We start from the raw sequence: 19,852 nt of genomic DNA on the forward strand, positions 1-19,852 counted from the left end.
ACGTGAAAGAAGAGAGAAGCCTATGTTTGGTGGAAAAGGCGGTCTGGGTGGCCTGATGAAGCAGGCTCAGCAGATGCAGGAAAAAATGCAGAAGATGCAGGAAGAGATCGCTCAGCTGGAAGTCACGGGTGAATCCGGTGCCGGTCTGGTCAAGGTGACCATCAACGGTGCGCATAACTGCCGTCGCGTTGAAATCGACCCAAGCCTGCTCGAAGACGACAAAGACATGCTGGAAGATCTGGTTGCAGCCGCGTTTAACGATGCTGCGCGCCGTATCGATGAAACTCAGAAAGAGAAAATGGCCTCTGTTTCCAGCGGTATGCAACTGCCGCCTGGCTTCAAGATGCCATTCTGATGCAAACCAGTCCGCTGCTCACGCAGTTAATGGAAGCACTGCGCTGTCTGCCGGGTGTCGGCCCGAAGTCGGCGCAGCGCATGGCGTTTACGCTATTGCAGCGCGACCGCAGCGGCGGGATGCGCCTGGCGCAGGCTTTGACCCGTGCCATGTCAGAAATTGGTCACTGTGCGGATTGCCGTACCTTTACCGAGCAGGACGTGTGTAACATCTGCACTAATCCGCGTCGTCAGGAAAACGGTCAGATTTGCGTGGTGGAGAGTCCGGCGGACATCTATGCCATCGAACAGACCGGGCAGTTTTCTGGCCGCTATTTTGTGCTGATGGGGCATCTCTCCCCGCTGGACGGTATTGGCCCGGACGATATCGGTCTCGATCGCCTTGAACAGCGTCTTGAGTCCGAAACGATCAAAGAGGTGATCCTCGCCACCAACCCAACGGTGGAAGGGGAAGCTACGGCCAACTACATCGCCGAATTGTGCGCACAGTATGGCGTTGACGCCAGCCGCATCGCTCACGGCGTGCCAGTGGGCGGTGAGCTGGAGATGGTGGACGGCACCACGCTGTCCCACTCTCTGGCTGGACGTCACAAGATTATTTTCTGACCAAACGGAGGCTGCAATCGCGGCCTCCGCTTGAAATTCTCCCCTCGTATCCCCATCTCTCCCTCAACGTTTTAAAACCCCATTAAATGGCATTGTTGAGGTCGACATAGATGAAAGGACAAGAAACCCGTGGTTTCCAGTCAGAAGTAAAACAGCTTCTGCACCTGATGATCCATTCCCTGTATTCCAACAAAGAAATCTTCCTGCGTGAGCTGATTTCCAACGCCTCCGATGCGGCGGACAAGCTGCGCTTCCGCGCCCTGTCTAACCCGGATCTGTACGAAGGCGACGGAGAGCTGCGCGTGCGCGTCTCTTTCGATAAAGAGAACCGTACCCTGACTATCGCCGATAACGGCATTGGTATGAACCGCGACGAGGTCATCGATCATCTCGGGACCATTGCTAAATCCGGTACCAAAGCGTTCCTCGAATCAATGGGCTCCGATCAGGCGAAAGACAGCCAGCTGATCGGCCAGTTCGGTGTGGGCTTCTACTCGGCGTTCATCGTTGCGGACAAAGTCACCGTACGTACCCGCGCAGCAGGCGACAGTGCGGATCACGGCGTCTTCTGGGAATCTAAAGGCGAAGGCGAATACACCGTTGATGACATCACCAAAGCGGACCGCGGTACCGAAATCACCCTTCACCTGCGTGAAGGCGAAGATGATTTCCTGAATGACTGGCGCGTGCGCTCCATCATCAGCAAATACTCCGACCATATTGCCCTGCCGGTTGAGATTGAAAAACAGGAAGAGAAAGACGGTGAAACCGTGGTGTCCTGGGAGAAAATCAACAAGGCGCAGGCGCTGTGGACGCGCAATAAGTCTGAAATTAAAGACGACGAATACAACGAATTCTACAAACACATCGCCCACGACTTTACCGATCCGCTCACCTGGAGCCACAACCGTGTGGAAGGTAAGCAGGAGTACACCAGCCTGCTGTATATCCCGTCTCAGGCGCCGTGGGATATGTGGAACCGCGATCACAAGCACGGTCTGAAGCTGTACGTCCAGCGCGTGTTTATCATGGATGACGCCGAGCAGTTCATGCCGAACTACCTGCGCTTTGTGCGTGGTCTCATTGACTCCAACGATCTGCCGCTGAACGTCTCCCGTGAAATTCTGCAGGACAGCACCGTCACCCGCAACCTGCGTAATGCACTGACCAAACGTGCGCTGCAGATGCTGGAAAAACTGGCGAAAGACGATGCAGAAAAATACCAGACCTTCTGGAAACAGTTCGGTCTGGTGCTGAAAGAGGGCCCTGCGGAAGATACATCCAACGTAGAAGCCATTGCTAAGCTGCTGCGTTTCGCTTCCACTCACACCGACTCCTCTGCGCAGACCGTGTCGCTGGAGGAGTATGTCTCCCGCATGAAAGAAGGGCAGGAGAAGATCTACTACATCACCGCCGACAGCTACGCCGCGGCGAAGAGCAGCCCACACCTCGAGCTGCTGCGTAAGAAAGGCATCGAAGTACTGCTGCTGTCTGACCGCATCGACGAGTGGATGATGAACTACCTGACCGAGTTCGACGGTAAGGCGTTCCAGTCCGTCGCCAAAGCCGATGAGTCGATCGATAAGCTGGCCGATGAAGTGGACGAAAGCGCGAAAGAAGCGGAGAAGGCGCTGGAGCCTTTCGTTGAGCGCGTGAAAACGCTGCTGGGCGATCGCGTGAAGGAGGTGCGTTTCACTCACCGTCTGACCGATACCCCGGCCATTGTCACCACGGATGCGGATGAAATGAGCACCCAGATGGCGAAACTGTTCGCCGCGGCGGGCCAGGCGATGCCAGAAGTGAAATATATCTTCGAGCTGAACCCGGATCATCCGCTGGTGAAACGCGCGGCGGATACGCAGGACGAAGCACGCTTTGCCGAGTGGGTTGAGCTCCTGCTGGATCAGTCTCTGCTGGCCGAGCGCGGCACGCTGGAAGATCCTAACCTGTTCATTAAACGTGTGAATGCGCTGCTGCTGGCGTAATTGACCCGCCTCCCCCTGGTCTTCTCCCTCTCCTGTGGGAGAGGACCGGGGGAGGGCACCAGACCGCTCCTTCCCGTTAATCTCCCTTCATTAACCGTTTCAGCCCGCCTGCCTTCCTTGAGCCATATCCGTTCTGGTGGTATTGTTTAGCGCTTTTGAAAAATTGAATCGACTTTTGAGGGGATTTTCGCAATGCGTATTATTCTGCTTGGCGCTCCGGGCGCGGGTAAAGGAACTCAGGCTCAGTTCATCATGGAGAAATACGGTATTCCGCAAATCTCCACCGGTGATATGCTGCGCGCCGCTGTTAAATCTGGCTCCGAGCTGGGTAAACAAGCGAAAGACATCATGGACGCAGGCAAGCTGGTGACCGACGAGCTGGTTATCGCTCTGGTCAAAGAGCGCATTGCTCAGGAAGACTGCCGTAACGGTTTCCTGCTGGACGGCTTCCCACGCACCATTCCTCAGGCTGATGCCATGAAAGAAGCGGGCATCAACGTGGACTACGTGCTCGAGTTCGACGTGCCGGACGAGCTGATCGTTGACCGTATTGTTGGTCGTCGCGTACACGCTGCCTCTGGCCGCGTTTACCACATCAAATTCAACCCGCCTAAGGTTGAAGGTAAAGATGACGTTACCGGTGAAGAGCTGACCACCCGTAAAGACGATCAGGAAGAGACCGTGCGTAAACGTCTGGTGGAATACCATCAGATGACCGCTCCGCTGATCGGTTATTACACCAAAGAAGCGCAGGCGGGTAACACCAAATACGCGAAAGTTGACGGCACCAAAGCCGTTGCTGACGTTCGTGCAGAGCTGGAAAAAATCCTCGGCTAATTGCACCTCTCTCACCCGGGTTCTCCGGGTGAGAAAAATTCTCATCTTACCTATTGCAGCAATGGGTTTCGTTTAAACGCTTTTCCGCTACAATTGAAAACCATTCAAATGGTTAAGAGGCGTGAATGAGTCAGGCGAAAACCGGCATCCTGCTTGCCAATCTGGGTACACCAGATGCACCGACATCAGAAGCGGTAAAACGCTACCTGCGACAATTTTTAAGCGACACGCGCGTCGTGGATACCCCAAGACTGTTGTGGTGGCCGCTGCTGCGTGGCGTCATTCTGCCGATTCGTGCCCCACGTGTCGCAAAGCTTTATCAGTCCGTCTGGATGGAGGAGGGCTCACCGCTGATGGTGTATAGCCGTCGGCAGGAAAAAGCGCTGGCCGCCCGCCTGCCGGATATGCCCGTCGCGCTGGGCATGAGCTACGGTAAACCGTCACTGGAAAGCGCGGTCGACTCGCTGCTGGCGCAGGGCGTCGACCACATTGTGGTTCTCGCCCTTTATCCGCAGTACTCCTGCTCGACGGTTGCCGCCGTCTGGGATGAGCTGGCACGTATTCTGGCGACCCGCCGCCGTATTCCTGGCGTGACCTTTATTCGCGATTACGCGGATAACGATCGCTATATTAAAGCGCTTGCCAGTAGCGCGCGCGCGTCGTTTGAAAAACATGGCGAGCCGGATCTGCTGTTGCTCTCCTATCACGGGATCCCGCAGCGCTTCGCCAATGAAGGGGATGATTACCCGCAGCGCTGCCGCGACACCACCCGTGAGCTGGTCTCAGCCCTCGGCCTGCCGCCAGAGAAAGTGATGATGACCTTCCAGTCGCGTTTTGGTCGCGAGCCGTGGTTAACGCCTTACACCGACGAAACCCTCAAAATGCTCGGTGAGAAGGGCGTGAAACATATTCAGGTGATGTCACCCGGTTTCTCCGCCGACTGTCTGGAAACGCTGGAAGAGATTGCCGTGCAGAACAGAGAGTTCTTCCTCGAGGCGGGCGGAACGAAATATGAATACATTCCGGCCCTTAACGACTCGCCTGAGCATATCGAGATGATGGTGTCGCTGGTGACAAACAGCCGCTGATCGCACTATGGGCCGGGTTTGTGCTACCATTCCCGGCCCATAATCCTTGCACAGTTCAGACCCATGAAATTTCCCGGTAAACGCAAATCTAAACACTACTTTCCCGTTGATGCCCGCGATCCGCTCCTGCAGCAAATCCAGCCGGAAAATGAAACCAGCGCCGCATGGGTCGTCGGTATCGATCAGACGCTGGTGGACATTGAAGCTAAAGTGGATGATGCGTTTGTCGCTCGTTACGGTCTGAGCGCCGGTCACTCGCTGGTGATTGAGGACGATGTTGCCGAAGCCCTGTATCAGGAGCTGACGCGCGAAAACCTGATCACCCATCAGTTTGCTGGTGGCACTATCGGCAACACCATGCACAACTACTCGGTGCTTGCCGACGACCGCTCTGTGTTATTGGGCGTCATGTGCAGCAACATCGAAATTGGTGGCTACGCCTACCGTTATTTGTGCAATACCTCCAGCCGCACCGATCTGAACTATCTTCAGGGCGTTGACGGGCCGATTGGCCGCTGCTTCACGCTGATCAGCGATTCCGGCGAACGTACCTTTGCCATCAGCCCCGGCCACATGAATAAGCTGCGTGCAGAGAGCATTCCGGAAGCGGTGATAGCGGGTGCGTCTGCACTGGTGCTGACGTCGTATCTGGTGCGCTGTAAACCCGGCGAGCCGATGCCGGAAGCCACCATGAAAGCGATTGAGTACGCGAAGAAATACAATGTGCCGGTCGTTCTGACGCTGGGTACCAAATTCGTGATAGCCGACAACCCCGAGTGGTGGCAGGCCTTCCTGAAGGAACACGTCTCGATTCTGGCGATGAACGAAGAAGAGGCTGAAGCGTTGACCGGCGAGAGCGATCCGCTGCTGGCCTCCGATAAAGCGCTCGACTGGGTCGATCTGGTGCTCTGCACTGCCGGACCGGTAGGGCTGTATATGGCAGGCTTCACGGAAGAAGAGAGCAAACGCAAAACGCAGCATCCACTGCTGCCAGGCGCCATTGCCGAGTTTAACCAGTACGAGTTCAGCCGCGCGATTCGCCATAAAGATTGCGAAAACCCGCTGCGTATTTACTCCCACATCGCGCCGTATATGGGCGGGCCAGAAAAGATCATGAACACCAATGGCGCGGGAGATGGCGCACTGGCGGCGCTGCTGCATGACATCACTGCGAATGCCTACCATAAAACCAACGTCCCGAATTCCAGCAAGCACAAATTCAACTGGCTGACCTATTCGTCGCTGGCGCAGGTGTGTAAGTACGCGAACCGCGTGAGTTATCAGGTGCTGAACCAGCACTCGCCGCGCTTAACCCGCGGTCTGCCGGAAAGGGAAGATAGCCTCGAAGAAGCCTACTGGGACCGATAAAGGCAAAACGGCAACCTTGCGGTTGCCGTATTCGTGTTTGTACCCTCTCCCGGTGGGAGAGGGGCAGTCAAGGGCTGCAGGAGGCACACTTACCCCGTCACCACCTCGTCAACCGGCGGTTTCGTTAACAGCGTCAGCATCGCTTTTGCAATTTCGCGTTCACCCATCACCACCTGATCCGCACCCCGTTCGGTAATGTACTCCACCTCATCGTCATAATGGGCGCGGGCAATGATCTCAATATTCGGGCACTTCTCACGTGCGGACGCCACAATTTCACCCGCTTCATAGCCGTTTGGAATGGTCAGCAGCAACCAGCGCGCGCAGTCCAGATGCGCGAGATTCATGATCTCTTCGTTTGCCGCATTGCCCAACACCGCGCGAACGCCGCGCTCGCGCAGCTCGTCGACACGGGTACGTGATGTTTCAATCACCACCAGCGGGATCCCCTGCGCCATCAGCTTCTCACCGAGCAGGCTTCCTACGCGGCCAAAGCCGACCAGCAGGGCATGATTGCAAATATCCACCGGGATCTGCTTCTCTTCTTCGATAGCTTCTTCCAGCGTCTGCTCTTCCAGCGTTTCGGTTTTATCGAGGTATTTTTCCAGCAACGCAAACAGGACCGGGTTCAGCATGATGGAGAGGATCGCTCCGGCGAGGACCAGGTTTTGCCCGGCCTGCGGCAGCAGATTCAGCGCCATACCCAGGCCTGCCAGAATAAAGGCGAACTCACCAATCTGCGCCAGGCTGGCGGCGATGGTAAGAGCGGTACGCGGCGAGTGGCCAAACATCCGTACCAGGAAGAAGGCGGCAACCGACTTACCAAAGATAATAATTGCCAGGGTGCCCATCACGGCCAGCGGTTGCTGAACCAGAACCATCGGATCAAACAGCATCCCGACGGAGACAAAGAACAGGACGGCGAAGGCGTCGCGCAGCGGCAGCGTATCGTGCGCCGCACGGTGGCTCAGCTCGGATTCGTTCAGCACCATCCCGGCGAAGAACGCGCCCAGTGCAAAGGAGACGTCGAACAGTTCAACGGCACCAAAGGCAATCCCCAGCGCCAGGGCAAGGACAGACAGGGTAAACAACTCACGGGAGCCGGTGGCCGCGCTGCGGGACAGGATCCACGGCACCAGACGGCGGCCCACCAGCATCATAATGGTGATAAACGCCACCACTTTCCCGATGGTGATGCTCATGTCCAGCGCCAGCGTCGCAAAGCCGACGCTCTCTTTTTCCATCATACCGGCGACGGCAGGCAGCAACACCAGCGTCAGCACCATCACCAGGTCTTCCACAATCAGCCAGCCTATCGCGATTTGTCCGCGCTGGCTGTCGATAAGCTGCCTCTCCTCAAGTGCGCGCAGCAGTACGACGGTACTGGCGGTTGAAAGACACAGCCCAAAAACGATACCGGTCATCAGCGACCAGCCAAGCACTGTCGAAAGCGCCATTCCCAGCAGCGTCGCTACGGCTATCTGTGCGATCGCTCCCGGTATGGCGATCGACTTTACCGCCATCAGATCCTTCAGTGAGAAATGCAGACCTACGCCAAACATCAGCAGAATCACGCCTAATTCCGCCAGTTCGGGCGCCAGTTTGGTATCCGCCACGAAACCTGGTGTAAAGGGACCCGCCAGCACACCCGCTAACAAATAGCCCACCAGAGGCGAAATACGCAGTTTATTGGCAATCATGCCGAGGATAAAAGCGAGCACAAGTCCACCAACAATGGTGGTGATAAGCGGTGTGGCGTGATGCATTCCGTCTCCTTTCGTTGTGGGTGTTCCATTTGGTTAAAAAACCAAAAACCGAGTAATAGTTTATGACAATTTTTGCCGTTATGTTTATGAATAATTGTTGAAGTTTGAATAAAACAGCAATATGCGTGTAAAAAAGCGCATTTTGATAAATTAGGCGGGGGGATACAGAAGAAACCCTTATGGCATCAGGGTGTCAGGTCGCCAAAGTAAAACTTTAGCGACCGTTATATTACGCTTTATGACGGTTATCAGGCAGGAATATGGTCAACATCCCCAGAAGCGGCAGGAAAGCACAGATTTTATAGACCAGGATGATACTGGTGTGGTCGGCAATCATGCCCAGCACTGCCGCACCAAGGCCGCCCATGCCGAAAGCAAAACCGAAAAAGAGCCCGGAAACCATACCGATACGGCCTGGCAGCAGCTCCTGTGCGTAAACAAGGATGGCGGAAAACGCCGAGGCGAGGATAAATCCAATAATCACGGTCAGAATCCCCGTCCACTCCAGGCTTGCATACGGCAAAATAAGGGTAAACGGGGCCACGCCGAGGATAGAGCCCCAAATGACGTATTTGCGCCCGATTTTATCGCCCACAGGCCCGCCGATAACCGTCCCTGCAGCCACCGCAAACAGGAAGGCAAACAGGTGAAACTGGGCGTTTTGGACCGATAATCCGAATTTTTGCATCAGGTAAAAGGTGTAATAGCTGCTGATGCTCGCCATATAGAAGTATTTCGAGAAAATCAGCACCAGAAGCACGGAGACGGCCAGAATGACCTTATCGCGAGGAAGGGGATTGATAACCTTCGCTTTAGGTTTACCTTTGTTCACGCGATGCTGCGCGGCATACCAGCGGCTGATCTGAATCAGCACAATAATCGCCAGCAAGGCTGCCAGCACAAACCACGCCACGTTACCCTTGCCGTACGGAGCGATGATCACCGCTGCCAGCAGTGGGCCGAGGGAGCTGCCAAAGTTACCGCCCACCTGAAACAGCGATTGCGCCAGCCCGTGACGGCCCCCGGAGGCCATGCGCGCCACGCGTGAGGACTCCGGGTGAAAGACCGACGACCCCGTGCCCACCAGCGCGGCGGCAATCAGCACTGCTTCAAAGCTGCCTGCCATTGCCAGCAGCACCAGCCCGCTCAAGGTAAAGCACATGCCAATCGGTAGCGACCACGGCATGGGATATTTATCCGTCCAGTAGCCCACGACCGGTTGCAGAAGCGAGGAGGCCAGCTGGAAGGTCAGGGTGATCATCCCGATCTGCACGAACGTTAACGAAAACTCGGACTGCAGTAGCGGGTAGATCGCGAGAATCAACGACTGGATCATGTCGTTGAGCAGATGTGAAAGACTGATTGCGCCTAACACTTTAAACGAGGTGCGCGACGCCGGAGCGCCAGACACGGGCTGGGTTGATTCACTGATTGCCATAGAGATGAATACCACGTCTTTTGTTATTAGAAATGCAGGGTGTAATTATTATCCAACTAACATACCCGGCAGTGACATTTGAATAAAGTCGCAATTCTGAAAACTTATTTGTCTATTCTTATTAGTCACTGTAATTTTTGCCTTTGTCTATTGGTCAGGGAGAGAGAAGATGAAGTTAATGAAGCGGAGCGTCGCGCTGGCGCTGATCGCCGCCTGGGGTCTGGTTAGCCTGCCCGTGCAGGCCTATGAAAAAGATAAAACCTATAAAATCACCATTCTGCATACCAACGATCATCACGGCCATTTCTGGCGCAGTGAATACGGCGAATACGGTCTGTCGGCACAAAAAACGCTGGTGGATGGCATTCGTAAAGAGGTGGCAGCCCAGGGGGGCAGCGTACTGCTGCTGTCGGGGGGCGATATCAATACCGGCGTGCCGGAATCTGATTTACAGGATGCGGAGCCTGATTTCCGCGGCATGAATCTTATTGGCTACGATGCGATGGCCGTCGGTAACCATGAATTCGATAACCCGCTGACGGTGCTGCGTCAGCAGGAAAAATGGGCCAAATTCCCGTTCCTCTCTGCCAACATCTACCAGAAAAGCACCGGCGAGCGACTCTTCAAACCCTGGGCGCTGTTTAAGCGTCAGGATCTGAAAATTGCGGTCATCGGGTTAACCACCGATGATACGGCGAAAATCGGCAACCCTGAGTTCTTTACCGATATCGAATTCCGTAAACCGGCAGACGAAGCGAAGCTGGTCATTCAGGAATTGCAGCAGAACGAAAAGCCGGATGTCATTATTGCCACCACCCATATGGGCCACTACGACAACGGTGAGCACGGCTCGAATGCGCCGGGTGACGTGGAGATGGCTCGCAGCCTGCCTGCGGGCTCGCTGGCGATGATTGTGGGCGGTCATTCACAAGACCCGGTCTGCATGGCGTCAGAGAATAAAAAGCAGGTCGACTACGTGCCAGGCACGCCGTGTGCTCCGGACCGTCAGAACGGTATCTGGATTGTGCAGGCGCACGAATGGGGTAAATACGTGGGGCGTGCGGACTTTGAGTTCCGTAACGGCGAGATGAAGCTGGTGCACTATCAGCTCATTCCGGTCAACCTGAAGAAGAAAGTGACTTACCCTGACGGGAAGAGTGAACGCGTACTCTACACCCCGGAAATTGCCGAGAACGCGCAGATGCTCTCCCTGCTGACGCCCTTCCAGAATAAAGGCAAGGCGCAGCTGGACGTGAAGATTGGTACGCTGAATGGTCGTCTGGAAGGGGACCGCAGCAAAGTTCGCTTTGTGCAGACCAATATGGGGCATCTGGTGCTGGCGGCACAAATGGCGCGCACAAATGCCGATTTTGGCGTGATGAGCGGCGGCGGCATCCGCGACTCCATCGAAGGCGGAAACATCACCTATAAAGATGTGCTGAAGGTTCAGCCGTTCGGTAACATCGTGGTGTATGTCGACATGAGCGGTAAAGAGGTGATTGACTATCTCACCGCCGTGGCGCAGATGAAGCCGGATTCCGGCGCTTATCCGCAGTTTGCCAACGTCAGCTTTGTGGCGAAGGACGGCAAGCTCAACGACCTCAAAATCAAAGGCGAGCCGGTCGACCCTGCCAAAACCTACCGCATGGCAACATTAAGCTTTAACGCCACCGGTGGTGACGGTTATCCGCATATCGACAATAAACCGGGCTATGTGAATACCGGGTTTATCGATGCGGAGGTGCTGAAGCAGTTCATCGAGCAGAATTCACCGATCGACGTGAATACCTATGAGCCGAAAGGCGAGGTGAGCTGGCAGTAGTGCGGTTTTGTGCCGGGGGGCGGCTACGCCTGACCCGGCCTGTATGAGAATCGTCGGCCCGGTAAGCACAGTGCCTCCGGGCCACTTCCTCAATCCCGTCGCGCAATATCCGCAAATGTCGCGTCCAGTATTTTCGCCAGATCGCCTGCGGACAGTTCAATATCCAGCCCGCGTTTGCCGCCGGAAATATAAATGGTGTCGAACGTCTGCGAAGGGGCATCAATCAGCGTCGGCAGGCGTTTTTTCTGCCCGAGCGGGCTGATACCGCCAACAAGGTAGCCGGTAGTGCGTTGCGCAACCATCGGATCGGCCATATCCACCTTCTTTGCCCCCAGCGCTTTGGCCACTTTCTTGAGATCCAGCTGCCCGGCAACGGGCGTTACCGCAACGGCGAGGTGTTTCATATCACCGTTCACCGCCACCAGCAGCGTCTTATAAACCCGATCGGCGTTCAGCCCCAGTTTGCGCACCACTTCATCACCAAAATTCGTTTCGCTGGGATCGTGATCGTAGGTGTGGATCCGAAAGGGAATGTTGTTTTTTTCGAGTAATTTAACGGCGGGAGTCATAGCTATCCTTCTTACGACAGACAATTCATGCTGACAGCATACGCCTGACGTTTGTCTAAAAAATAGCACCATCTTGCGCAATAGTATTGGCAGTGATGGTCACTTTGAGCGACAATCGGCTCAACCGAAGGTCTCCTTCGGCATAATAAAAACGATGAAATTCCTCTTTGACGGGCCAATAGAAATATTGGCCATTTTTTTATTTCAGCAGTGACGGCAAATTCCCTTCTCCGTACAAATGTAACGCCCCGACAGCGACCACGTAACGCCCCGCAGGCAACGCATGTAGCGTCTGCTGCCAGGCTTTGTTGCGCTCGTTCATCAGCACATCATACAACGATTCACTGAACGTCGACGGCAGCGCCAGTTTATCGTCCGTGGGTGGCGCATTCAGCCACCAGCCGATCATCGTTTGCAACAGACGCGCGTTGGTGTGCCAGTGGGTCAGGGTATCATCCAGCAGCATCAACCCATCATCAGGAAGCTGGCGCAGCAGGGCTATCTGGCTGTCCGTGCCTTCGAGCTCAATGACTGACAAATGGCGTGCTCTCGCGGCATTCAACAGCTGGTAATCAATACCGTAATCCCCGCGTAGCCCCAGACGCTGCGCCTGGGTCGCCTGCAGGACCATCGCGATTTGCCACAGCGGCAGTGTGTCCAGCATGGAGAGCGACACGCCCGTCTCATCTGCGACGCGCGTCAGTTCAGCAAACTGCGTGTCGTTCAGACGTTCAGCCAGGGGGAGATCGCTTTCGAGGCCGGCAAACGGCGACGTCTGGCCCGAAATATCCGCTTCAACGACCAGCGCATCGGCGCTCTTCAGCAGTTTCATCAGACCGGCTGGCAGCGGGGACATATCCTGCGTGCCCATATGGATGCTGCCCACCAGGTGAAGGTGCTGCCCGCCGGGAAGCGAGATATCCATGCCGGGCCAGGCATAACGGCGGGGGAAGAGGGCGCGAAACGATGTTTTTATACGATTAAACAGACTCATACGCGCTCCATAAACGGAAAGGTTCATGCTAGCGCGTAGGAGAAGAAGGTTCAATCTTTCGGTTTAAACCGCAACAACCGGTTTGCGTTGCTCACCACGGTAATGGACGAGAGTGCCATCGCCGCACCCGCGACAACCGGGTTCAGCAGCGTGCCGGTCAGCGGCCACAAAATACCGGCAGCAATCGGGATACCGAGCGAGTTGTAGACGAAGGCGCCCAGCAGGTTCTGCTTCATGTTGCGCAAGGTGGCTTTTGAAATCGCTAGCGCGTCCGCAACGCCCATCAGGCTGTGACGCATCAGGGTGATGGCGGCCGTCTCAATGGCGACATCGCTACCGCCCCCCATCGCAATACCCACTTCTGCCTGTGCCAGCGCCGGCGCATCGTTAATCCCGTCACCGACCATCGCCACCTGGCGACCCTGGCTTTGCAGCGTCTTGATGGCATCTGCTTTGCCGTCAGGTAACACCCCGGCAATGACCTCGTCAATCCCTGCTTCCCGGGCGATGGCGTTCGCCGTCACAGGATTATCCCCGGTCAACATCACCAGGCGATAGCCCGCGCGATGCAGGCGTTGCAACGCCTGCACGCTGTCCTGACGTAGCGGATCGCGAATCGCCAGCAGCGCCGCGGCCTTGCCATCAACGGCAAGCAGAACCGGGGTTGCGCCCTGAGAGGCCTGAGCTTTCAGGTCTTGTTCCAGGGCGGAGGTCTCAACGCCATGCTCCTTCAGCAGTGCCTGATTCCCCAGCAGCAGCGTGTGCCCTTCGGCGGTACCGCTGACGCCTAAACCGCGCAGGGTGCGGAAATTGCTCACCTGCGGCAGGCTGGCATTCCCGGCTTTCTCAATAATGGCGTGGGCCAGCGGGTGGCTGGAGCCTTGTTCAAGCGCCGCGGCGAGACGCAGTGCGTCATCCTGCGTGATGCCTGCGGTTATCACGGCCACTACCTGCGGTTTCCCTTCCGTCAGCGTGCCGGTTTTATCAAACACCAGCGTGTCCAGCGTGCTCGCCCGCTGTAACGCATCGGCATCCCGTACCAGCACACCAAATTCAGCGGCACGGCCTACGCCTGAGATGATCGACATTGGCGTGGCAAGACCGAGCGCGCAAGGACAGGCAATGATCAGCACCGTGGTGGCAATCACCAGGGTATAAACAATTTGCGGTGCCGGGCCGAAGACATACCAGATAGCCGCGCTCAGCAGCGCGATACCGACCACGACCGGCACAAAAATGGCGGAGATTTTATCGGCCAGCTGACCAATTTCCGGCTTACTGCTCTGTGCCTGACGCACCATACGAATAATGCGTGACAGCGTGGTATGGCTGCCGACCGCACTGGCGGTGAAAAGCACGCTACCGTCCTGCACCACCGTACCGGCATGAATGGCATCGCCCTGGGCTTTCTGTTGCGGGACGGGTTCGCCGGTCAGCATCGCTTCGTCAAACCAGGCTTCGCCCTGAGTGATTTCACCGTCGACGGGAACGCGGTCGCCGGTGGTCAGGCGCAGCGTCATGCCGGGTTGAACTTCAGCCAATGGGACATTTTTTTCACCCGTATCCGTCACGACGCGCGCGGTCGGTGGGGTTAAATCCAGCAGGCGCTCCAGCGCTTTGGAGGAGCGCTGACGGGCGCGCGCTTCAAGCATATGGCCGAGGTTAATCAGGCCGATAATCATCGCGCTCGCTTCATAATAGAGATGACGCGCTTCCATCGGGAACCACTGGGGCCAGACGTTGACGCTCATGGAGTACAGCCACGCCGCACCCGTGCCGAGTGCGACAAGGGTATCCATCGTCGCGGTGCGATTTTTCAGGCTTTTCCAGGCGCTGGAGTAGAAGTGACCGCCTGCGAAGACCATCACGGCAAGCGTAATCAACCCAATGACCAGCCACAGCGTGCGGTTATCGTCGGTGACCATCATATTGTCACCGATCATACCCCACACCATGACCGGCACCCCAACCAGCAGCGCGACGATGGCCTGCCAGCGGAAGCGTTTCATGGTGGCGACGGCCGTTTCCTGCTGGCGTTCACGACGTTTGAGGTCATCTTCGATGGCCTCTGCGCCGTAGCCCGCTTTTTCAACGGCCTGCACTAAATCTGCGGCGGAGGCACTGCCCATCACCAGCGCAGTACGCTCCGCAAGATTGACCCGTGCCTGCGCGACACCCGGTACAGCCTGCAAGGCATTTTGTACCCGGGAGACGCAGCTGGCGCAGCTCATGCCGTTGATCAGCAGCTGTTGGCTGTCATCAATATCATCAGCTACCGGAAGCTCAGGAGTGGCCGCTGTCAGTGCTTCCGACGGGGATGATGACTCTGCCAGCGGTTTAGCCTTTGGGTGGCTCAGCTCCGCCCCATAACCAGCCTGTTTGATCGTATCAATCAGCGCATCCGCACTGGCGCTACCGGTGACGGCGGCGTGATCAAGGGTCACTTCAGCGCTGTCTACATCAGGACGCTGTTCCAGACTTTCTTTAACGCGTTTGACACAGTGGCCGCAGGAGAGGCCGTCCAGTGTCAGGTCAATAGTGTGAGACATAACAAAACTCCCGTATAATGATCTGGTCAGATGTTGACCGGCATAACGCTTTTCGCTAACTGTTATGAAGGTTAAACCTTCCATCAAGGGGAAGGTCAAGGGGGAAATGTGAATATCAGTGATGTTGCGAAAAAAACCGGATTGACCAGCAAAGCGATCCGTTTTTATGAAGAGAAGGGGCTGGTGACACCGCCGCTGCGCAGTGAAAATGGCTACCGCAGTTATACGCAACGGCATCTTGATGAACTGACGCTGCTGCGCCAGGCGCGGCAGGTGGGATTTAACCTTGAAGAGTGCGGCGAGCTGGTCACCTTATTCAACGATCCGGCGCGCCATAGCGCAGACGTGAAAAAACGTACGCTGGAGAAAGTGGCTGAGATTGAACGCCACATTACCGAGTTACAGGCGATGCGTCAGCAGCTTCTGGCGCTGGCGGAATCCTGTCCGGGGGATGACAGCGCCGACTGCCCGATTATCGATAATCTGTCCGGCTGCTGTCATCGTAAGGCTCATGCCTGACAGGCTTTAACCCGCAGGGTTATCCCTTCCACCGCAATGACCTCAACCTGCGTGCCGGCGCTGAGGTCATCGTCGGCCACCACGGGCCATGAACTGTCGCCCACGCGCATATGTCCGCGCCCGTTAACCAGCGCCGTGTCGAGCGTAAAACGTTTGCCGACAATCTGCTGCCCGCGCTGATTGAGGTGGGCGTCGAGCGGTTTCTGCTCTGTCACCTGGCGGTTAAGCCAGCGCCACCACAGCCAGGCGGCCAACAGCGTCAGCACGGCAAATAATGCCCCCTGCCACGCCCAGTCCAGGGGCAGTAGCCAGACCACTAACCCGGTAATGACAGCGGCAACACCGCTCCAGAGCAGGTAACCGTTGCCGCCAAGCATCTCCGCGGCCAGCAATAAGCCACCGAGGCTTAGCCAGAATGCATGAGGATGTGCGACGATTAGCTCAATCATTTTTTGCGCTCGTTTCCGCTGTCTTTGATAAGTTCAGTGATCCCGGCGATGGAGCCCATCAGGCTGCTGGCATCCAGCGGCATCATCACCACTTTGCTGTTGTTCGCGGAGCCAATCTCTTTCAGCGCGTCAGTGTATTTTTGCGCAACAAAGTAGTTCACCGCCTGGATATCACCTGCTGCAATTGCTTCAGAGACCATCTGGGTGGCGCGGGCTTCCGCTTCTGCAGAACGTTCACGGGCTTCCGCCTGTAAGAAGGCAGACTGGCGTTCACCTTCCGCTTTCAGGATCTGCGACTGTTTTTCCCCTTCGGCTTTCAGGATCTCTGCCTGACGTACCCCTTCAGCTTCCAGAATGTAGGCGCGTTTGGTCCGTTCCGCTTTCATCTGCGCGTTCATGGAGGCGATCAGCTCTGCCGGTGGGCGCACGTCACGGATCTCAATACGGGTAACTTTGATCCCCCACGGGTTGGTGGCCTCGTCGACAATGTGCAGCAGGCGGGTGTTAATGCTGTCGCGCTGAGAGAGCATTTCATCCAGCTCCATTGAACCGAGCACGGTACGAATGTTGGTCATCGTCAGATTTACGATAGCCAGCTCCAGATTGCTGACTTCATAGGCCGCTTTTGGCGCATCAATAACCTGTATAAAACAGACCGCATCAATGGTGACGTTGGCGTTATCCTTGGAGATCACTTCCTGGGAAGGAATATCCAGCACCTGTTCCATCATATTGATTTTACGTCCAATCCTGTCCATGAAAGGGACAATCAGGCTTAAACCCGGCTGGAGCGTGTTGGTGTAGCGGCCAAAGCGTTCAACGGTCCACTGATACCCCTGTGGGACAATTTTGACGCCAGCGCCGACAATAACCAGCGCAACGAAAATAAGGACAGGTATAACGATAAGCATAAAAACCTCCTGTTTTGCATGCTGTGACGAAGGGAACTGCGTGTGTGTTATAAGTCAGTATATCGGCTATCGGGCTGAAATTCGCCCCTGCAAAGAAGGGGGCGCGACGAATACCGGTAAAACCTTTACTCCAGTCATCGACACACCCTATTCGCGCTGCGTTCGTGAAAGGATTATTCTACGCGTGGTTGCAATAAAGGTGGTTACAGGATGCATGATGAACAATAAAAATACGCTCTTGCAGGTCAGGGATGTCGGTTTTCGTGTGGCAAATACCACGATCCTTCAGCATGTCGATTTTTGTCTTTCCCCGGGTGAGTTCAAACTGATAACAGGGCCGTCAGGCTGTGGCAAAAGTACGTTATTAAAGATTGTCGCTTCACTGCTCAGCCCTACTGAGGGCGCTATTCTGTTTGAAGGGCAGGATATCGCGACGCTGTCGCCAGAAAGCTATCGCCAGCAGGTCTCTTACTGCGTGCAAACCCCTTCGCTGTTTGGGGACACGGTTTATGACAACCTGGTCTTTCCGTGGCAAATCCGTCATAAAACGCCGGAGCCAGAAAAATTTATCGCCGATCTGGCCCGCTTTGGCCTGTCGAAAGAGACGCTGACTAAATCCATCAATGAATTATCGGGCGGCGAAAAGCAGCGCGTTTCGCTGATTCGCAATCTGCAGTTTTTGCCGAAGATATTGTTACTGGACGAGATCACCAGCGCGCTGGATGAGCTGAACAAACGCAACGTTAACGAGATTATTCATCGTTACGCAAGCGAGCAGAATATTGCCGTGCTGTGGGTTACGCACGATTCAAACGAAATTACCCATGCGGATGACGTCATTACGCTTGAGCCGCAGGGCGGGAAAATGCAGGAGGCAAACCGTGGGTGAGCATAATATTACGAATACGTCGCTGGCGTTTTCGATGGTACTGGTACTGATCGCTATTGTGGTGAGCTACCGGGAAAAGCTGGGTCTGGAGAAAGATATTATCTGGAGTATCTGCCGCGCGGTTATCCAGCTCATTATTGTCGGCTATGTGCTGAAGTATATTTTTAACGTCAACCACGCGGTGCTGACGCTCCTGATGGTGCTGTTTATCTGCTTTAACGCGGCGTGGAACGCGCAGAAACGCAGTAAGTATATCGATAAAGCGTTTGTCTCATCGTTTATCGCCATTACAACCGGGACGGCGCTGACGCTGGCGGTGCTGGTGGTGTCCGGCTCAATCGAGTTTACGCCAATGCAGGTTATCCCTATTTCCGGGATGATTGCGGGGAACGCTATGGTGGCTGTAGGACTGTGTTACAACAACCTCGGCCAGCGATTTAGCAGTGAACAACAGAAGCTGCAGGAGAAATTAAGTCTGGGGGCGACACCGAAAATGGCCTCGGCGGTACTGATCCGCGACAGCATCCGCTCGTCGCTGATCCCAACGGTGGATTCCGCAAAAACGGTTGGGCTGGTTAGCCTGCCGGGAATGATGTCGGGGCTGATTTTTGCCGGTATCGATCCGGTCAAAGCCATTAAATATCAGATCATGGTGACCTTTATGCTGCTCTCTACGGCCAGCCTGTCGACCATCATTGCCTGCTATTTAACCTATCGGAAGTTCTACAACGCGCGCCATCAGCTGGTGGTGACGCAGTTGAAAAAGGCGGGGTGACCGCCTCTTGTGCAGGCCCGGTGAGCGCAAACGGCACCGGGCCTGTTCATCAGTAGAGCAGGGCGTACAGCTGACGGCGGTACGTCGACGCCAGCGCATCGCCGGTGCCCAGCGCGGCCAGGATCTCCTGGAACATTTTCCGCGCCTGACCGTCGGCGGCACCCAGATCGTTTTGCAGATGGCTGAACAGCAGTGCCAGCGCTTCTTCGTTACGTCCCACCTGATGCAGCTGCAGCGCCAGCTGGCTTGCCAGCGCGGCATCGGTCGGGTTATCGGCAACCTGCTGTTGAAGCTGCTGGATCTCCGGCGTATCCGCCGCCTGTTTCAGCAGATCGATCTGCGCGACCAGACCCTGATAACGGGTATCCTGATCCTGCAGTGGAATGGTCTTCAGCACAGCTTCTGCATCGTCGGAACGGTGCAGGGCAATCTGCGTTTCCGCAAGGAGCAGGCCAATCTGGCTGTCCTGTTTCGACAGCTGCCACGCCTCTTTGAGCAGCGGCAGCGCTTCGTCGTATTTGCCTTCCTGCATCAGTCCCATGGCTTCCTGCGCCTTCAGCTCTTCCTCGCGTGGCAGGACTTTATCCAGCAGGGCGCGGATCGCTTCTTCAGGCTGTGGCCCCTGGAAGCCATCAACAGGTTGCCCATTCTGGAACAGATAGACGGTAGGAATCGCGCGCAGGCCAAACTGAGACGCCACCATAGGCTCAGCGTCACAATCCAGTTTGGCGAGAATGAACTGGCCATTGTATTGCGCGGCAAGGCTTTCGAGTACCGGCGTCAGCTGCAGACAGTGTTGGCTACGCTCAGACCAGAAGTAGAACAGCACCGGTTTGGTCATGGACTGTTCGAGGGTCTGTTGCAGGTTTGCTTCAGTAATATTGACGATATTCTGTACGGACATGCGGCCTTCTCTTTTATCGGTTTGTTATT

General features: G+C 55.8%; 18 protein-coding genes. 10 read left to right on the plus strand and 8 right to left on the minus strand.

All coding sequences use genetic code 11. The features are described 5' to 3' along the window. The first annotated feature begins 22 nt into the window (after nucleotides 1-22). The 6 genes from BH714_RS01080 to BH714_RS01105 all read left to right on the plus strand — a co-directional run bounded on the left by BH714_RS01080 (nucleotide 23) and on the right by BH714_RS01105 (nucleotide 6,238). Nucleotides 23-355 (plus strand): YbaB/EbfC family nucleoid-associated protein, encoded by a 333-nt coding sequence (locus tag BH714_RS01080; protein ID WP_010428194.1) that lies wholly within the window; start codon nucleotides 23-25, stop codon nucleotides 353-355. Beyond that, complete coding sequence (recR, locus tag BH714_RS01085) at nucleotides 355-960, plus strand: recombination mediator RecR (RefSeq protein WP_006809843.1); 606 nt, start codon at nucleotides 355-357, stop codon at nucleotides 958-960. Before BH714_RS01080 ends, recR begins: the two co-directional genes overlap by 1 nt. A 110-nt stretch (nucleotides 961-1,070) precedes the next feature. Beyond that, nucleotides 1,071-2,945, plus strand: a complete 1,875-nt coding sequence (htpG, locus tag BH714_RS01090) for a molecular chaperone HtpG (RefSeq protein WP_014168914.1) — start codon at nucleotides 1,071-1,073, stop codon at nucleotides 2,943-2,945. A 192-nt stretch (nucleotides 2,946-3,137) separates the two neighbouring features. Continuing rightward, complete coding sequence (gene adk, locus BH714_RS01095) at nucleotides 3,138-3,782, plus strand: adenylate kinase (protein WP_006809841.1); 645 nt, start codon at nucleotides 3,138-3,140, stop codon at nucleotides 3,780-3,782. 125 nt (nucleotides 3,783-3,907) lie between these two features. Then, nucleotides 3,908-4,870 carry a ferrochelatase gene (hemH, locus tag BH714_RS01100; protein ID WP_040016800.1) on the plus strand — a complete coding sequence of 321 codons (963 nt, stop codon included), beginning with the start codon at nucleotides 3,908-3,910 and terminating at the stop codon, nucleotides 4,868-4,870. Between the two features lie 63 nt (nucleotides 4,871-4,933). After that, nucleotides 4,934-6,238, plus strand: coding sequence for an inosine/guanosine kinase (locus tag BH714_RS01105; RefSeq protein ID WP_020885178.1), 1,305 nt, complete (start codon nucleotides 4,934-4,936; stop codon nucleotides 6,236-6,238). 89 nt (nucleotides 6,239-6,327) lie between these two features. Here the strand turns inward: BH714_RS01105 and ybaL are convergent, their stop codons facing one another. Further along, nucleotides 6,328-8,004: a YbaL family putative K(+) efflux transporter gene (gene ybaL / locus BH714_RS01110; protein ID WP_014168917.1), complete on the minus strand. Its 1,677-nt coding sequence runs from the start codon at nucleotides 8,002-8,004 to the stop codon at nucleotides 6,328-6,330. A gap of 229 nt (nucleotides 8,005-8,233) precedes the next feature. Next, on the minus strand, nucleotides 8,234-9,442 hold the full coding sequence (locus BH714_RS01115; RefSeq protein ID WP_040016801.1) for an MFS transporter: 1,209 nt from the start codon (nucleotides 9,440-9,442) through the stop codon (nucleotides 8,234-8,236). A gap of 169 nt (nucleotides 9,443-9,611) precedes the next feature. Between BH714_RS01115 and ushA the strand changes: the two genes are divergently transcribed. Continuing rightward, nucleotides 9,612-11,264: a bifunctional UDP-sugar hydrolase/5'-nucleotidase UshA gene (gene ushA / locus BH714_RS01120; protein ID WP_014168919.1), complete on the plus strand. Its 1,653-nt coding sequence runs from the start codon at nucleotides 9,612-9,614 to the stop codon at nucleotides 11,262-11,264. Nucleotides 11,265-11,353: 89 nt separating this feature from the next. On the opposite strand, the gene ybaK is transcribed toward ushA, so the two are convergent. The 3 genes from ybaK to copA form a co-directional block, all read right to left on the minus strand. Beyond that, complete coding sequence (gene ybaK / locus BH714_RS01125) at nucleotides 11,354-11,833, minus strand: Cys-tRNA(Pro)/Cys-tRNA(Cys) deacylase YbaK (protein WP_020885175.1); 480 nt, start codon at nucleotides 11,831-11,833, stop codon at nucleotides 11,354-11,356. Nucleotides 11,834-12,032: 199 nt separating this feature from the next. Then, a complete protein-coding gene (locus tag BH714_RS01130; RefSeq protein WP_040016802.1) occupies nucleotides 12,033-12,827 on the minus strand; it encodes a TraB/GumN family protein in 795 nt (264 codons plus the stop codon). Nucleotides 12,828-12,877: 50 nt separating this feature from the next. Then, nucleotides 12,878-15,376 (minus strand): copper-exporting P-type ATPase CopA, encoded by a 2,499-nt coding sequence (copA, locus tag BH714_RS01135; RefSeq protein WP_040016803.1) that lies wholly within the window; start codon nucleotides 15,374-15,376, stop codon nucleotides 12,878-12,880. Nucleotides 15,377-15,484: 108 nt separating this feature from the next. On the opposite strand from copA, the gene cueR reads away from it, so the two are divergent. After that, the gene (cueR, locus tag BH714_RS01140) at nucleotides 15,485-15,895 is read left to right on the plus strand and encodes a Cu(I)-responsive transcriptional regulator (protein WP_040016804.1); all 411 of its coding nucleotides are present in this window, start codon (nucleotides 15,485-15,487) and stop codon (nucleotides 15,893-15,895) included. Here the strand turns inward: cueR and BH714_RS01145 are convergent. Beyond that, nucleotides 15,886-16,344: an NfeD family protein gene (locus BH714_RS01145; protein ID WP_014168924.1), complete on the minus strand. Its 459-nt coding sequence runs from the start codon at nucleotides 16,342-16,344 to the stop codon at nucleotides 15,886-15,888. The genes cueR and BH714_RS01145 overlap by 10 nt on opposite strands. Next, nucleotides 16,341-17,255, minus strand: coding sequence for an SPFH domain-containing protein (locus BH714_RS01150; RefSeq protein WP_014168925.1), 915 nt, complete (start codon nucleotides 17,253-17,255; stop codon nucleotides 16,341-16,343). Before BH714_RS01150 ends, BH714_RS01145 begins: the two co-directional genes overlap by 4 nt. 217 nt (nucleotides 17,256-17,472) lie before the next feature. Here BH714_RS01150 and fetA point away from each other — a divergent pair, with 217 nt between their 5' ends. Together fetA and fetB are read left to right on the plus strand one after the other, a co-directional pair. After that, entirely contained in the window at nucleotides 17,473-18,144 is a 672-nt protein-coding gene (fetA, locus tag BH714_RS01155) for an iron efflux ABC transporter ATP-binding subunit FetA (protein WP_040016805.1), read from the plus strand. Then, nucleotides 18,137-18,919, plus strand: coding sequence for an iron efflux ABC transporter permease subunit FetB (gene fetB, locus BH714_RS01160; RefSeq protein WP_020885171.1), 783 nt, complete (start codon nucleotides 18,137-18,139; stop codon nucleotides 18,917-18,919). The genes fetA and fetB overlap by 8 nt, the downstream gene beginning before the upstream one ends. A 49-nt stretch (nucleotides 18,920-18,968) precedes the next feature. Here the strand turns inward: fetB and BH714_RS01165 are convergent, their stop codons facing one another. Beyond that, nucleotides 18,969-19,823, minus strand: a complete 855-nt coding sequence (locus BH714_RS01165; RefSeq protein ID WP_025204830.1) for a co-chaperone YbbN — start codon at nucleotides 19,821-19,823, stop codon at nucleotides 18,969-18,971. Between the last annotated feature and the right edge of the window lie 29 nt (nucleotides 19,824-19,852).

The sequence above is a fragment of the Enterobacter ludwigii genome (assembly GCF_001750725.1).
GTDB classification, from domain to species: Bacteria; Pseudomonadota; Gammaproteobacteria; order Enterobacterales; family Enterobacteriaceae; genus Enterobacter; species Enterobacter ludwigii.

What these genes read in the sequence shown, in the direction of transcription:
- BH714_RS01105 (WP_020885178.1), top strand. Translation starts at nt 4,934, where the DNA reads ATGAAATTTCCCGGTAAACGCAAATCTAAACACTACTTTCCCGTTGAT.
- BH714_RS01165 (WP_025204830.1), bottom strand. Translation starts at nt 19,823, where the DNA reads ATGTCCGTACAGAATATCGTCAATATTACTGAAGCAAACCTGCAACAG.
- ushA (WP_014168919.1), top strand. Translation starts at nt 9,612, where the DNA reads ATGAAGTTAATGAAGCGGAGCGTCGCGCTGGCGCTGATCGCCGCCTGG.
- hemH (WP_040016800.1), top strand. Translation starts at nt 3,908, where the DNA reads ATGAGTCAGGCGAAAACCGGCATCCTGCTTGCCAATCTGGGTACACCA.
- copA (WP_040016803.1), bottom strand. Translation starts at nt 15,376, where the DNA reads ATGTCTCACACTATTGACCTGACACTGGACGGCCTCTCCTGCGGCCAC.
- BH714_RS01115 (WP_040016801.1), bottom strand. Translation starts at nt 9,442, where the DNA reads ATGGCAATCAGTGAATCAACCCAGCCCGTGTCTGGCGCTCCGGCGTCG.
- BH714_RS01130 (WP_040016802.1), bottom strand. Translation starts at nt 12,827, where the DNA reads ATGAGTCTGTTTAATCGTATAAAAACATCGTTTCGCGCCCTCTTCCCC.
- ybaK (WP_020885175.1), bottom strand. Translation starts at nt 11,833, where the DNA reads ATGACTCCCGCCGTTAAATTACTCGAAAAAAACAACATTCCCTTTCGG.
- adk (WP_006809841.1), top strand. Translation starts at nt 3,138, where the DNA reads ATGCGTATTATTCTGCTTGGCGCTCCGGGCGCGGGTAAAGGAACTCAG.
- recR (WP_006809843.1), top strand. Translation starts at nt 355, where the DNA reads ATGCAAACCAGTCCGCTGCTCACGCAGTTAATGGAAGCACTGCGCTGT.
- ybaL (WP_014168917.1), bottom strand. Translation starts at nt 8,004, where the DNA reads ATGCATCACGCCACACCGCTTATCACCACCATTGTTGGTGGACTTGTG.
- BH714_RS01080 (WP_010428194.1), top strand. Translation starts at nt 23, where the DNA reads ATGTTTGGTGGAAAAGGCGGTCTGGGTGGCCTGATGAAGCAGGCTCAG.
- fetA (WP_040016805.1), top strand. Translation starts at nt 17,473, where the DNA reads ATGAACAATAAAAATACGCTCTTGCAGGTCAGGGATGTCGGTTTTCGT.
- htpG (WP_014168914.1), top strand. Translation starts at nt 1,071, where the DNA reads ATGAAAGGACAAGAAACCCGTGGTTTCCAGTCAGAAGTAAAACAGCTT.
- BH714_RS01150 (WP_014168925.1), bottom strand. Translation starts at nt 17,255, where the DNA reads ATGCTTATCGTTATACCTGTCCTTATTTTCGTTGCGCTGGTTATTGTC.
- BH714_RS01145 (WP_014168924.1), bottom strand. Translation starts at nt 16,344, where the DNA reads ATGATTGAGCTAATCGTCGCACATCCTCATGCATTCTGGCTAAGCCTC.